Source organism: Mycobacterium sp. (assembly GCF_050700595.1).
In the GTDB taxonomy this organism is placed as follows: Bacteria; Actinomycetota; Actinomycetes; order Mycobacteriales; family Mycobacteriaceae; genus Mycobacterium.
In genome coordinates, this window is sequence record NZ_JBOHHI010000189.1 from 14500 (window position 1) to 28393 (window position 13894).

Below are 13894 nucleotides of genomic sequence, written 5' to 3' on the forward strand. Positions count from 1 at the left end.
TCGGTGTCTGTGACGTGTCTTGGTCTGCGGGTGCAGCCGGTGGTGATGCCGTTCGGTGATCCGCAGTCGTGGACCCTGGTCGATCAGGATTCGACGGTGGTGGGGCCGGTCGAGGGGTTCTTGGCGCATCTGCACGCGGTCGAGCGCTCACCGAACACGGTCAAGGCCTACGCCCATGATCTGCGGGATTGGTTTGAGTTCCTTGACCAGCGCGGCGTGGTGTGGTCGCGGGTGCGGTTGGAAGACGTGGGCCGGTTCGTGGCATGGCTGCGGTTGCCGGCATCGGCGCGGGTAGGCAACGTGGCGGTGTTGCCGACCACTGAGAGCGTGTGCTCGGAGGCGACGGTAAACCGGAAGTTGTCGGCGATCTCGGCGTTCTATGAGTTCCATCAGCGCCACGGCGTGGATCTGGGGGATCTTCTGACGGCCTGGCAGCGGCGCACGGCGCATGGTGGGTCGTGGCGACCGTTGCTGGCGCACCTGGGGTCTCGGCCAGAACGTGCCAGGCGGATCAGGATGCGCGCCGAGCGGTGCATCGCGGACACGCTGGATGCGGAGCAGACCGCGGCGATCGTAGCGGCGTGTGATCGGCTGCGGGATCGGTTCCTGTTTTCCCTGCTGGCTGCATCGGGGCTGCGGGTTGGTGAGGCATTGGGGTTGCGGCACAGCGACATCGACGCCGCGGCTCGGCTGGTGTCGGTGGTGTCGCGGGTCAATGCGAATCGTGCTCGAGCCAAGGGCGGAGGTCGGCAGGTGCCGGTGTCGATCGCGGTGATCCGGCTGTATGCGGATTACCTGCACGGCGAGTACGGCGAGCTGGACAGCGATTACGTGTTCGTCAACTTGTGGTCAGGTCCTATCGGGGGTCCGCTGACCTATGCCAGCGTTTACGATTTGGTCTGCCGATTGCGGGAGCGGACCGGAATTATGTTTGGGCCGCATACTTTTCGCCACTCGTATGCGACAGAATTGTTGCGCCGCAAGGTGCCGGTCGAGGTGGTGGCCCATCTGTTGGGTCATGCCTCGATTGCCACGACCAGTGACGCGTATGCGCATCTGAAGGTCGAAGACGCGCGCCGCGCGTTAGTGGCTGCAGGGTGGCTGGTCGATCGGGATGGGTCGCTGTGAGCATCGAGGCGCTGGCGGCCCCGATCGGATCGGGCTGGGTTGCGCGTTTGGGTGCGGCGGTGCGGCCGGAGTTCCGGGCTGAGGTGCTGGTGCCCGCCGTGGCGGATCCGATTCTGGGGTCGCCCGCGTGCGCGGTGCCCGGGTGTGTGCGTTCGAGTCGCTACGGCGGGCTCTGCCCGGCCCATCTGGGCCGGTGGAGAAAGGCGGGTCGCCCGGACCGGCAAGCGTGGGCGGCGACCGCTGATCCAGAGGTGATGGGTTACCGGCCGCTGCAATCGTGCCTGGTGCCTGGTTGTGGTTTCGGGCAGCATCGGTATCGGTTGTGCTACGAGCATTCTCGTGTCTGGGACAGGGCCGGACGCCCGGCGGTGGATCAGTGGACGCCGCAGGTGGCCGGCGCACCGGCAGCGGTGTGCGCCATCCCGGGGTGCGCGTTGTGGGCCGAACTGGACGCGGGCTGGTGTCATTCCCACCACAGGCGCTGGCGGCTGCGTGGTCGCCCGTCGTCGGCGGAGTTCATCGCCTACTGCGCCAGCTACGGTGAGGACCGCTTCGACTTGCGGCTGCTGGCGCCGCAGTTGCGGCTGGAGATCGGCTACGCGTTGCAATGCCGGGTCGATGCGAACCGAACCCGCACAACACCGCGATCGATCAAGCCGCTGCTGGACCACTTGTCGGCAACTGGGGCCGAGTCGCTGCTGGAGCGTCCGCTCGATGACTGGCTGGCCGGGCTGCCGACCGCGGCCGCACTGCACACCCCGCGCGCATTCCTCGGTTACGCGATCGAGTGCCTGCTCGACCTGCGCGACGGGACCGGCTGGGACAGCGAATACGAGCGTGACGTGTGGCGGCTACGGCGGCTCGGTGTTTGCGGTCATGACCGGGCCCGCCTGGATTTCACCGCGGTGCAACCACCGTGGCTGCTAGAGCTGGTCAAACGGTGGTGTCGCTGGCGAATGTCGTGCGGAGTCGGGCTGGGGCAGCTGCGCCGGGACCGCATTGCACTGGTGCGGTTGTCGCGGCTGACACCGGGATTGGTGAGCTCGCCCGGCCCGAATGTGCTCGACCGGGCGGCGTTGGAGGCCTATCTGGCCCGACTGGCGGTCGAAATCCCGCACCCGAAGGCCCGCAGCACCGACATCGGCTGCGTGACGGGGTTTCTTTATGCCGTGCGCCAGCACCGGTGGGCATCGCTGCCGGCTGAGGCACAGCTGTATCCCAGCGACCAACCCCGCCGCGACGAGACACCGGCACCGCGAGCAATTCCCGAGTTCGTCATGCACCAGCTGGAAAGCCCAGCCAACCTCGACCAGATCAGCGACCCGCGGATCCGGCTGCTGGTGGAGATCCTCATCCGCACCGGCCTGCGCATCGGCGACGCCACCCGGCTGGGACTGGACTGCCTGGTCCGCGACCCACAGGGCGCCGTCTATTTGCGTTACCGCAACCACAAGATGCGCCGCGACGCGGTGGTACCCATCGACGACGAACTGGCCACCATGATCCAGGAGCAGCAGGCACGCACCCGGCAACGGTTCCCCACTACCGGTGTGCTGTTGCCGCGCAGCAGCGCCAATCCCGACGGCCACCTGCCCATCCCCACCGCGACGTTCCACCTCCAGCTCGGGCAGTGGCTCGAAAAGTGCGGTTTCACAGACGAACTCGGTCAGCCAGTCCATGTCACCGCTCACCAGTTCCGGCACACCGCAGCCACTCGGTGGATCAACCATGACGTGCCGCAAGAAGTGGTCCGACGGCTGCTCGACCACACCAGCCACACCATGACGGCTGTCTATGCCCGCCTGGCCGACGGCACCATTCGTGAGCAGTGGGAACGCGCCCAGAAGATCAACATCCGTGGTGAGCCCGTCGACACCACGCTCGACGGACCGCTCGCCGACGGCGAATGGATGAAACAGAACCTCGCTCGCGCGAAAATGGCGCTGCCCAACGGCTATTGCGGCCTGCCGCTACAGAAATCGTGTCCGCATGCCAACGCATGCCTGACTTGCCCGCTATTCGTCACGACTGCCGAATTCCTGCCCCAGCACCGCAAGCAGCTCGACGGCACCCGCGCGCTGATCGCTCGCGCCGAGACCGACGGTCATACCCGCCTTGCGGAGATGAACCGCACCGTCGAAACCAACCTGCTCACCATCATCACCACCCTCGAAGCCGACCAACACGACTGCCGGTGCACCTCAGCGGGCAGCGAAACATGTTGCCGGAAGGAATCATCCGATGCGCCGTGACAACAGCCACCACCTCGTGGCCGCTGCCCAACGCCGTCGCGCCGACACCCTCGAACGCGCCCGACAAGCCCTGCACGAACTCGGCGAAACCGGCCAGCGGCGCACCGTCATGCAGATCGCCGCCCACGCCGGCGTCTCCCGTTCATGGCTGTATGCCCAGCCCGAACTGCGCGACCAACTCCGCCAGCTGACCGCCATATCGGAGCCGTCGGCGTCGGCACCTGCCCGGATCGAGCCCGGGTCCGACGCCTCGCTGCGCCAACGCCTCACACTCGCACACGAACGCATTCGCGAACTCGACGACGAAACCCGCCAACTGCGGAACCAGATCGCGCTCCTACACGGACAGCTCCGCGTCAATCGCATCGCTGCCACCCACGTCACGGACACCGTCCACGACGCAAACGCCCAGCTCACGCCGCTAAACAGCCGGCCCCGCCCAAGATAACGTTGGAGGTTCTGAAGCGAGCGACGAGTTTCTTCGGGACGGAGCTCGACCGCCAACACAAGAGATAATCGACTTCATCGACGCCAACCGCGATGAGTTCGGGGTCGAGCCCATCTGCACCGTCCTGCGTAGCGCAGGGGTGTCGATGGCCCCGGGCACCTACATGAAAATCCAGCAATACGACTCCACTAGACTCGTGGCAGACGAGAGGCCTCCAGGATTTCCAGGACGATTCATGCCGGAGTGTAATCTGTTCGAAGGACGCGTCCTCTTACGAAGTTGGTGACCTTGCACCAGGCCGACAGCGTCAGCCCTATCGAACGGGTGCAGGGTCAGCGGTTGGCGCAGACGGAATTTCGCCAGGACATCGAGGGCCTGCGCGCCGTGGCGGTGGTGGCCGTTGTCCTCTTTCACGCTGATGTGCCCGGTGTGGGTGGCGGGTTCATCGGCGTGGACGTGTTCTTCGTTATCTCGGGCTTCTTGATCACCAGGCTGCTGTGGCGCGAGGTGAGCACCGCCGGCACCGTGCGGCTGGGCCGCTTCTACGGGGCGCGGGCCCGAAGACTGCTGCCGGCGTCAGCCGCGGTCGGCGTCGTTACCGCGATCGGCTCGGCTGTCCTGCTACCCCCGCTGCAGGTCCGGACCGTCATCGGTGACGGCATCGCCAGCGCGTTGTATGTCGGCAACTACCGGTTCGTTCTACAACTACGTAACTACTTCGACGCCTTCTCACCGCCATCGCCATTCCAGCACTATTGGTCTTTGGGCGTAGAGGAGCAGTTCTACCTGGTGTGGCCGGCCTTGATCATCGGTACGGCTTGGCTCATCCGGTGTGTGCGTCGGCGCACCAGAAGCGAACCCGCCTCGTCGGAAACTCCGTATCTGGTGGTCCTTGCGCTGGTCGCGGCGGTGTCGTTCGCGCTGTCACTGGCGGTCACTTACGTGGTGCCTTCCGTGGCGTTCTTTTCGCTGCCCACACGGGCCTGGCAGTTGGCAATTGGCGGCTTGGTGGCCCTCACCGCCGGCCAGTGGCGCCGACTGCCGGCAACATCTGCCGTGATCGTGGGATGGGCAGGGCTGGCCCTGATCCTGCTGGCCTGCACCCTGTTGAGCGCAACCACACCTTATCCGGGTACCGCGGCGTTGTTGCCCGTGCTCGGCACGGCGCTGGTGATCGGCGCCGGCTGTGCCTCAGCTCCTCAGGGATGCGGCCGCGTCCTGGGCTTGTCGCCGATGCGCGCGGTCGGGCGGGTGTCGTACTCGTGGTATCTGTGGCACTGGCCGGTACTGCTGCTCGCACCGCCACTGCTGGGCCACTCGCTCGGGCTGGCCGGCCGGTTGGCAACAGCCCTCGTCTCCGGCGCGCTGGCGGTGCTCACCTTGCATCTCATCGAGAACCCGTTACGGTTCGCCGGCGCCCTGCGCCGGTCTCCCGTCGCCAGCCTTGCGCTTGGCGGTGTCGCCACCGCGGTAGCGGTCTGCGTGGGCGTGGTGCTGTTGGTATTGGTGCCTGCCCCGGTCGGCCGCGGCGCGCCCGCAGCGCCGCTGACGATCACCGCGGCGCCGCCCGCCGCCGGCCACGGCGTTGGCGCGTACAACGCCGCGGTACAGCACGCGTTCGCCCAGGTGCAGGCCGCAGTCGCGGCAGCCGCCGACTTGAAGGCCGTACCGTCGAACCTCGACCCGCCGCTTGCCGACGCGACAGCCCTACGCGAGGCCTTGTTCATCAATAGCTGTATGCGCACTTTTTTCCAAGCCGGACAGCCTGAGTGCGCGGCCGGCGATACCACCTCGACGACGACGGTGGCCCTGGTCGGCGACTCCAACGCCGCGATGTGGGCTCCGGCGCTCCAGCAGGTCGCCGCGCAGCGGCGCTGGCGGCTGGAGATGCTGACCAGGGCGGGCTGCCCACCGATGAATTTGACCCTCACCAACCCCCTCCGTCGCCTGATCTACGCCGCCTGCGAGCAGTGGCACGATCAGATCATCGACCGGTTACGCGCCGAGCACCCGCGGCTGGTCGTGGTGACCATGTCGCGGGAGTACCCGGCCGGCCAAGGTTGGCAGCCAGGTTTCACGTCATACGACCCGGCGTGGATCGACAGTCTGACCCACCTCGTGCAGCAGCTGCACGGCACTGGTGCGCAGGTGCTGGTGCTCGGGCCGACCCCGGACCCACACTCAGCGGTGCCGATCTGTTTGTCCGCACACCTCGATGACGCTCCCGCCTGCTCGGCGCCAAGGTCGGCGGCGGTGAACGAACCTGGCATCGCGGCTGAGTCCACCGCCACCAAAGCCGGCGGCGGACACTACGCCGACATCACCAATCTGTTTTGCACCGCTGCCCGCTGCCCAGTCATCGTAGGCAACACCTTGGTGTACAGCGATTGGGATCACCTGACGGCCGAATACCCCCGACTGTTGGCACCGGTGATCGGAGCGCTGGCCGACCGCGCGCTCGTTGGCAGTTGACATGCTGCAGATTGTCGGCGATGCCCAGCACCAGCAGAGTGCGCCGCGGTAGCCTAGAAAGTGCTTCCCATTCGGATAAAGGATCGTCAGCTGACTCATTATCCCTTGCAGGACAGGCACTTTCAGTGAACTCAAAGCCGGTATCAGAGCGAGTTTCGCGAAAAATCGAGCCGCTCACCGTGCACGCCAGTGTGACTGCGGGCTAAGCCTTGCCGACACGCCCACACACGGCGATCGATCATGTCGTGCATCCGTGGCGAGCTTCCCCCAGCCGGGGCCGATCAGCCAACACGCCTCTGGCGCGCGAACTCTTCCAGGAGATCAGCGGTCACCGCAACGCTTTCGGCGGACTTGGTCATCCGGCTGGCGATCTCGCGCGCCCGCGCGACGCATTGCGGGGCGAGGATGGTGCGCAGGTCCGCGACCATCGATTCTTCGGTGGCGGAAAGGCGCCCGACGGTGCCCACCTTCAGTCGTTTGACCCGAGCTGCCCAGAGCGTCTGATCGAGAAACGTCGAAAGGATCAACTGCGGGACTCCGGCGCGCAGTCCTGCCGCCGTCGTACCTGCGCCACCGTGGTGCACGACCGCGCGGCAGGCTGGAAAGGCGGCCGCATAATTCATCGTGCCGACCACCTTGACGTGCTCGAAATGGGGGACGTCGCTGAAGTCACTCTCGGCGGAGCAGACCAACGCCCGCTCGCCTAACTGCGCGCACGCCGCGCCGATCATGGCGATCGTCTCGGCGGGAGATTCGACGAGCGTGCTGCCAAAGCCGAAGAAAATCGGCGGTGTTCTCGCGGCAATCCATGAGGCGACCTCCTCATCGGCATCCGTCGGCAACTCCATCGTCAGCGCGCCGACAAAGGGCCGCTGGCCATCCCATTTCGCCCATTCGGCTGCCAGCCCCGGAAAACACGCCTCATCGTAGGCCTGGATTTCCAGCGATCCGCGTTGCGACATCCGTCGCGACCAGAGCCCGATCGCCTTCGGCAGGCCGAGTTTACGGCGCTGCGCGTTCTCGAGTTTCTGCGTCACGGGCCAACCCAGCCAGTCGTACACGGTCATTGCGGAGCGTGCCAGCGGCGCCGGCAGGAATGGCAGGAGTTGGCCGTTGGCCCGCATCGGCGTGGTATGCAGCATGGCCAGCGGAATGTCGTAATACTCCGCAACATTGGACGCGGGCTCCTGGCCAATCACGAGGGTGAGCAACAGGTCGGCCCCGTCCGCCAGCGACATCAGCGTCGTGCTGATCTCCTCCCAGCTCCGGGTAAGCAGTTGCCAATCTTCGCGCCCCAAGCTGATCAGATCCCGGATCTTCCAGAAGTTGCGGAATAGATGCGTCAAGAAGTCGCGGTGCAGGTCCTGCCACGTCCGCGCATCCGGTCCGTACGCGACCGTCGCAAGCCCAGCCGCCTCGGCGAAGCCAACCAGGTCAGGCGGGACCGCAACGCGCACTTCGTGGCCTCTGCGCAGCAACTCGCAGCCGACGGCGGTGCAGGGCTCGACATCGCCGCGAGTTCCATAGCTTGCCAGCACAAACTTCATCGCGGATCGTTAGCCTTTCACTTACCCGTACGCGTTCTGCGAAATGAAAGCGGCAGCGTCCCATCCCCCGGCTCAGCCGCCCGGCAGCATAGCGCCGATATCCGCGCTAGCGGCCTGGAAACCAGAAGTTTAGGCAAGTGCACCTCGCCTCGCAGACTTAGCTCCCAGAGTATCGGCGGTCTTCGCGGCTGCCGGGGAGCTGCTGGAGGAGTCGCTCGGTGCTGTTTCCGACGCACTGCCAATTAGGCGTTTTGAGCTTGGCTTACCCGGTGACCGAGAATGCCTATCTGGTTGGTTTGCGGCCAGCAATTCCTAAGGTTGCCGTAGCGTGGTCCACCGTGACGGCACTCAACGACGCAGAGCGGAGCGACCCCATGCCCGCCAATCCGACCACGCTAGGCCGGCTGAGCAGGTACTTCCCGACGCTGCCGTCTCGCCCGCTTACCGCCGCGCTTATCGCCCTTGCCGGCATGCAACTGATGGCGATGATGGACGGCACCATCGCGATTGTCGCGCTTCCTCAGCTCCAGAACGAGCTGAACCTGTCTGACGCCGGGCAGAGCTGGGTGATCATCGCCTACGTGCTGACATATGGCGGGCTGATGCTGCTGGGCGGTCGTCTGGGTGACGTCTTTGGGCGGAAGCGCACTTTCGTCGTTGCGACCGTGCTGTTCACCATCGCCTCGGCGGTGTGCGGCATCGCCTGGGACGGGAACATCCTCATAGCGGCCCGGCTGGTACAGGGTGCAACCGCGGCAGCCAGCACACCGACCGGTGTGGCACTGATAGCGACGACGTTCCCGAAGGGGCCGGTGCGCAACGCCGCGGTGGCGTTGTTGGGCGTGACGGCCGCTGTCGGCGCGGTGTCGAGCCTGGTAGTGGGCGGGGCGCTCATCACGGTCTCGTGGCGCCTCGTGTTTTTGGTGAACGTGCCGCTCGGGCTACTGGTGATCTACCTGTCCTGCACCGGGCTGCGGGAAACCCAGAAGGAGCGAATGAAGCTCGACGCCACCGGGGCTGTGCTGGCCACGTTGATGTGTACCGCGGCGATTTTCGGCTTCTCAGTGGGGGCTCAGAAGGGCTGGCTATCGGCCCCGACGATCGGTTCGGGTGCAATCGCTCTGGGCGCTTTCGTGGCCTTTGTCGTGGTGGAGCGCACGGCGGAGAACCCCATCGTGCCGCTCGATTTGTTCTTCGACCGCAGTCGGCTGGCCTTGTTTGCGACCATCTTCCTGGCCGGTGGGGTGCTGTTCGCCCTGACCGTGGTGGTCGGCCTGTACGTGCAGGTCATCTTGGGGTACAGCGGCCTCGGCGTGGGCCTCGCCTTCATCCCGTTCGCTCTTGCGGTGGGCCTCGGGGCGGCCGCGTCGTCGCGGCTGGTGGCGCGGTTCCCGCCGCGGGTGGTGGTGATCGCCGGCGGCACCCCGGTGGTGGGCGCGATGCTCTACGGCACGACGCTTCATCGCGGTGTCCCGTATTTCCCGAATGTGGCCGTGCCGCTCGTCGTCGCCGCTATCGGTATCGGCGTGATCACCGTCTCGCTCGCGCTGGCGGTGATCGCCAGCGTCGACTTCGACCGGATCGGGCCCACATCCGCCGTCGCGATGATGCTGAACAGCTTGGGCGCGCCGCTGGTGCTTGGTGTCATCCAGGCCGTCATCACGTGGCGCACGCTGTCCCTGGGCGGGACCGCCGGACCAGTAAAGTTGATGACCCCCCCTCAGCTGGATGCGCTGGACCGGGGTTACGCCTATGGTCTGCTGTGGCTGGCCGGATTGTCCTGCCTCATCGGTGGGGTAGCGCTGTTCATCGGCTACACCGCGAAGCAGGTGGCGCAGGCGCAGGAAGTCAAGCAAGCCATCGACGCCAGGGAAAGCCAAAGCGATTGACTGGAATTGCTGCCTGAGGCCCTTCGCAACATCAAATCGCAGATGGAGTATTAGGTAGGCTGAGACGCGCACTTAGGTCGAAGATCGTGTAGACGGAGCGGCAGGCGAGATTGACCGCTGCTACGGTGAGAGGCGCCGTGGCCGCACCGATGTTTTTGATCGTTGGAATACGTATTCCAAAAAGCGTAAAAAGTACTCCCAACAGCGTAGGTAAGCAAGCGACATCCGCCGCCCCCCCAGTGGGTAGTAGCCATGTAAGTCCCACAGGCGCCGCAAATCACGAGAGACAATAGGTACGGTCAGATCCGCTGAGACTCCAGTGCTGTCGAAATCGCACACCACACGCCGGATCGTGATTGGCGCCTGTAGCAACGCGGCTCGAAAAATGAATTCTTGGTCAGCGGCGAACCCGAAATCAAGGTTGTAGCCGCCTAGCTTGCTCACCAGCGATGACCCGAAAACCGATGCTTGATGTGGAACCCCGTGCCAATAAGGCCAACCAGAAACGAACTTACGGACGCTGAAGTGCCTCGGGCCCTTGTACAGCCGTCCCATACCGACCAGGTAATACTCGCCGTAGCCCCACACGTCACGTACCGGCCCGTGGCCGGAGATCGCCTTCACAGCCTGAGCCACCGCGTCCGGATCGGAAAATCGATCGCCCGAGTTCATGAACCACAACAGATCGCCCGTAGCGTGGACAATGCCCTGGTTCATCGCGTCGTATCTTCCACCGTCAGGCTCGGACTGCCAATACGCGAAGCTCGGCTCACACCCGGACAGGTATTCCACGACTGCGTCGCCGGATCCACCGTCGATCACGATGTGTTCTATGCGTCCCTCGTAACGTTGCGCCCGCACACTGTCCACTGTGCGTTTCAGCCCATCGAGATCGTGCAGGGAGATCGTTATCACCGACAGGGTCGGAGCCGACGTCACCGACTTCCCTCGCGCCATACTTTTGCCGCGCGACGTGCTCGAGCTTCGGAGCTCGTCGCCTCGACGCTACTCACATCGGAGGGCACCATGACCAAACCTCCTAACGTTGCAAGCTCATCAAAGAACAGCAACGATCAATCGGCCGCGCCTTCTCAGGTGTCGTAACGGTACCTTAGGCGCGTCTGCCGTATCCTAGGCAGAGATCGATCAGCTCAACCGTGGTCGGTGCGAAATCTGTAGCGGCCTGGCGATCAGCCGGCATGCCGGTACTCTAGCCAGTTTGGCGCACCAGGACTGCGTCCCCAAACGGGGTTGTCGTGATGCGGACATTCATTTCCTCGCAGCGGCGGCGTTCGCACGATACCATGCCACCGTCGACTCAATGCCGTTCCACAGCGGGATTTCGGGCCGCCATCCCGCTTCCCGCAAAGCCGAAACGTCCAACAGTTTGCGCGGTGTTCCATCGGGCTTTGTTGGGTCCCAGCGAGTTTCGCCAGCATAACCCACCGCTTTGGCGACCATATCGGCGATCTCCCCAACGGTGTGGTCGACGCCGGTACCCACATTGATGTGGGTTGGCCCATCGAAGTGGGCCAGAAGATACAGACACGCGCTCGCCAGATCATCGACATGCAGTAACTCACGCCGTGGAGTTCCGGTGCCCCAGTTTGTAACCTGCGGCGCATCGCTAATCTTGGCCTCTTCATACCTGCGGATGAGTGCCGGCATCAGATGCGAGTCAGCTGGGGAAAAGTTGTCGCCCGGTCCGTACAGGTTGCTCGGCATCGCTGAGATCCACGGCAGGCCATATTGATGCCTGACTGCCTGGACCTGAAGGATGCCAGCGATCTTAGCGATCGCGTATGCATCGTTTGTCGGCTCCAAAGGGCCGGTGAGTAGCGCCTCCTCACTGATGGGTTGGGCAGCGTGTTTCGGGTATATGCACGAGGAGCCGAGGAACAGCAGCCGCGGCACCCGCGCGGCCGCTGCGGCGTCGAGCAGGTTGACCTGGATCTGGAGGTTTTCGGATAGGAAATCGGCCGGGTAAGTGCTGTTGGCCATAATGCCGCCGACTCTGGCCGCGGCGTCGATGATGACCTGAGGTCTTAGCTCGTGAACGAAGTCAAACGCCGCGGCCCGATCGGTCAGGTCGAGTTCGCTGTGTGACCGCACAAGAAGATTGGTGAATCCCTCGGCCTGAAACCTGCGTAACAGGGCAGACCCCACCAGCCCGCGGTGCCCGGCGATATATATCGGAGATGTGCGGTCAGGAAGGCCGGGTGACGTGTCCATCCCTCCGCTCAGCTCCAACCGCGCAGCATCGGTTTATCAATCCATGGCTTCCCCTGGCACTCCAACTCAGCCATATCCGCATCCACCATGATCTGCGCCAGTTCGGCGGTGTGTACAGAAGCCTTCCACCCGAGCGACCGGGTGGCCTTGGTCGCATCACCTATTAGCGAATCCACTTCAGTGGGGCGCAGATAGCGTTCATCAAATCTCACATGCCTTTGCCAATCGAGCCCGGCATGATCGAATGCGGTCTGGGCGAACTCGCGCACGGTGTAACCGTGTCCCGTCGCGAGAACGTAGTCGTCGGGGTCGGGGGCCTGCAGCATCCGCCACATTCCTTCGACGTACTCAGGTGCATACCCCCAGTCGCGAACAGCATCGAGGTTACCCAAATAGAGGTGCGACTCGATACCGGCTTTGATCTGTGCCACGGCCCGCGTGATCTTTCGGGTCACAAATGTCTCACCGCGCCGTGGTGACTCGTGATTGAACAAGATGCCGTTGACCGCGAACAATCCGTAGGCCTCTCGATAATTACGCGTCGCCCAGTACGAGTAGACCTTTGCCGCACCGTATGGTGAGCGCGGACAGAATGGTGTCTGCTCGTTCTGGGGCGGTGGCGACGCGCCGAACATCTCCGACGAGGACGCCTGATAGAAGCGGCAGCCAACTCTGGAAAGACGAACGGCCTCTAGCAGCCGCATCGATCCCATGCCTGTGGTGTCGCCGGTGTGAACGGGTTCTTCAAAGCTGACGCGCACGTGCGACTGCGCCGCGAGGTTATACACCTCATCGGGGTCGATGGTGCTAAGCAAAGTCACCAAGCGAGTGCCGTCGGTGAGATCGCCATAGTGCAGGAACAATCGTGCACCCGTTTCGTGTGGATCGACATAGAGATGATCAATCCGCGACGTGTTGAACGTCGAAGCTCGACGGATAAGCCCGTGGACCTCATATCCCTTGCTCAGCAGCAACTCAGCCAGATACGAGCCGTCCTGTCCGGTGATCCCGGTTATGAGCGCTCGCCGCATTGGGTTCCCATCACTGTCGGTGCACGCTCTCCCCCGCATGCCTTGCATCCCTTCATCGCAGCCCTCTCAGTCCTCATTGCGCCACAACAGCGGGACATCGCCGCCAGCCTCATAGTAGATGTCGAGGACATGGAGATATTGAGCGACGGCCTTGCCAGTCCGCCCCAGAACATGTCCCGTGGCCGGGATGGGGAACGTCAACCTGTCTGTGGCGGCGGGTGGTATGGTCGTCATTCGCTCGAACCGGGGCGAAGCTTTGGGCCATCATCCGTGGAGGAACTCGATTTTGGCTGACGGCCAGCTCAATCCGCGCGAGGCGGAACACGTTGTGTGGGACGTGATCGTGGTGGGCACCGGCATGGGCGGCGGGATGCTGGGCTATTCGCTGGCCCGCTCAGGCCGCCGGGTGCTGTTCATCGAGAAGGGACGCTCGACACTGCCCGGGGCGCCGGGGACGATCCGCTCTTCGGAGCCGGAAGTGGCCGAGCCGCTGGCGAGCCGTTCCGCAGAGGCCTACTACGACGCCCTGGCCCGGGCCGGGCGCTCAACTGACGAGATCGAATACATGAGCGGGCGCTCCTCGCGGCGGTTTGTGCCGTTCCTCGGCAGCGGGACCGGGGGGTCGTCGGCTCTTTATGGCATGGTCTGCGAGCGGTTTTTTGTTCGCGATTTCACTCCCCGGCAGGACTTTCATCACCCCGGCGAGTCCACCGTGCCAGAGGCCTGGCCGGTCAGCTACGACGAGATGCGACCCTGGTACGCCGCGGCCGAGAAGCTGCTGGGGGTGCGCGGCCAGCCCGATCCGCTGCGACCGGAGGCGGCCGAGGTCGATCTGCCCGCGCCACCGCCGTTTTCGGCAGACAACCAGCCGCTGGTCGACCATCTGACGGGTCAG

The 13894-nt window shown here is 64.4% G+C and carries 10 protein-coding genes, 1 pseudogene and 1 other annotated feature; of the genes and pseudogenes, 7 read left to right on the forward strand and 4 right to left on the reverse strand.

Annotation, left to right across the window (positions count from 1 at the left end):
* The first annotated feature begins 9 nt into the window (after positions 1-9).
* The 5 genes and pseudogenes from ACRDTL_RS17935 to ACRDTL_RS17955 all read left to right on the forward strand — a co-directional run bounded on the left by ACRDTL_RS17935 (position 10) and on the right by ACRDTL_RS17955 (position 6300).
* On the forward strand, positions 10-1128 hold the full coding sequence (locus tag ACRDTL_RS17935) for a tyrosine-type recombinase/integrase (RefSeq protein WP_431508045.1): 1119 nt from the start codon (positions 10-12) through the stop codon (positions 1126-1128).
* The gene (locus ACRDTL_RS17940; protein ID WP_431508046.1) at positions 1125-3380 is read left to right on the forward strand and encodes a tyrosine-type recombinase/integrase; all 2256 of its coding nucleotides are present in this window, start codon (positions 1125-1127) and stop codon (positions 3378-3380) included. Before ACRDTL_RS17935 ends, ACRDTL_RS17940 begins: the two co-directional genes overlap by 4 nt.
* On the forward strand, positions 3370-3828 hold the full coding sequence (locus ACRDTL_RS17945; protein ID WP_431508047.1) for a DUF6262 family protein: 459 nt from the start codon (positions 3370-3372) through the stop codon (positions 3826-3828). The genes ACRDTL_RS17940 and ACRDTL_RS17945 overlap by 11 nt, the downstream gene beginning before the upstream one ends.
* Before the next feature lie 5 nt (positions 3829-3833).
* A pseudogene (locus tag ACRDTL_RS17950) lies at positions 3834-4039 on the forward strand (IS3 family transposase); the annotation flags it as partial.
* Positions 3851-3982: a sequence feature (AL1L pseudoknot), on the forward strand. It overlaps the preceding pseudogene by 132 nt.
* 71 nt (positions 4040-4110) lie before the next feature.
* Entirely contained in the window at positions 4111-6300 is a 2190-nt protein-coding gene (locus ACRDTL_RS17955) for an acyltransferase family protein (protein ID WP_431508048.1), read from the forward strand.
* A 281-nt stretch (positions 6301-6581) separates the two neighbouring features.
* Here the strand turns inward: ACRDTL_RS17955 and ACRDTL_RS17960 are convergent, their stop codons facing one another.
* Positions 6582-7847 carry a glycosyltransferase gene (locus tag ACRDTL_RS17960; protein ID WP_431508049.1) on the reverse strand — a complete coding sequence of 422 codons (1266 nt, stop codon included), beginning with the start codon at positions 7845-7847 and terminating at the stop codon, positions 6582-6584.
* Between the two features lie 338 nt (positions 7848-8185).
* Between ACRDTL_RS17960 and ACRDTL_RS17965 the strand changes: the two genes are divergently transcribed.
* Complete coding sequence (locus ACRDTL_RS17965; protein WP_431508050.1) at positions 8186-9736, forward strand: MFS transporter; 1551 nt, start codon at positions 8186-8188, stop codon at positions 9734-9736.
* 120 nt (positions 9737-9856) lie between these two features.
* Here the strand turns inward: ACRDTL_RS17965 and ACRDTL_RS17970 are convergent, their stop codons facing one another.
* From ACRDTL_RS17970 to gmd, 3 genes are all read right to left on the reverse strand, one after another.
* The gene (locus tag ACRDTL_RS17970; protein ID WP_431508051.1) at positions 9857-10675 is read right to left on the reverse strand and encodes a glycosyltransferase family 2 protein; all 819 of its coding nucleotides are present in this window, start codon (positions 10673-10675) and stop codon (positions 9857-9859) included.
* Positions 10676-11005: 330 nt separating this feature from the next.
* Entirely contained in the window at positions 11006-11968 is a 963-nt protein-coding gene (locus tag ACRDTL_RS17975; RefSeq protein ID WP_431508052.1) for a GDP-L-fucose synthase family protein, read from the reverse strand.
* Between the two features lie 8 nt (positions 11969-11976).
* Positions 11977-12999, reverse strand: a complete 1023-nt coding sequence (gene gmd, locus ACRDTL_RS17980) for a GDP-mannose 4,6-dehydratase (protein WP_431508053.1) — start codon at positions 12997-12999, stop codon at positions 11977-11979.
* Between the two features lie 286 nt (positions 13000-13285).
* Here gmd and ACRDTL_RS17985 point away from each other — a divergent pair.
* Positions 13286-13894 (forward strand): FAD-binding protein (locus ACRDTL_RS17985; protein WP_431508054.1); only part of this gene is annotated, 609 nt, incomplete at its 3' end.

What these genes read in the sequence shown, in the direction of transcription:
- ACRDTL_RS17945 (WP_431508047.1), top strand. Translation starts at nt 3,370, where the DNA reads ATGCGCCGTGACAACAGCCACCACCTCGTGGCCGCTGCCCAACGCCGT.
- ACRDTL_RS17960 (WP_431508049.1), bottom strand. Translation starts at nt 7,847, where the DNA reads ATGAAGTTTGTGCTGGCAAGCTATGGAACTCGCGGCGATGTCGAGCCC.
- ACRDTL_RS17975 (WP_431508052.1), bottom strand. Translation starts at nt 11,968, where the DNA reads ATGGACACGTCACCCGGCCTTCCTGACCGCACATCTCCGATATATATC.
- gmd (WP_431508053.1), bottom strand. Translation starts at nt 12,999, where the DNA reads ATGCGGCGAGCGCTCATAACCGGGATCACCGGACAGGACGGCTCGTAT.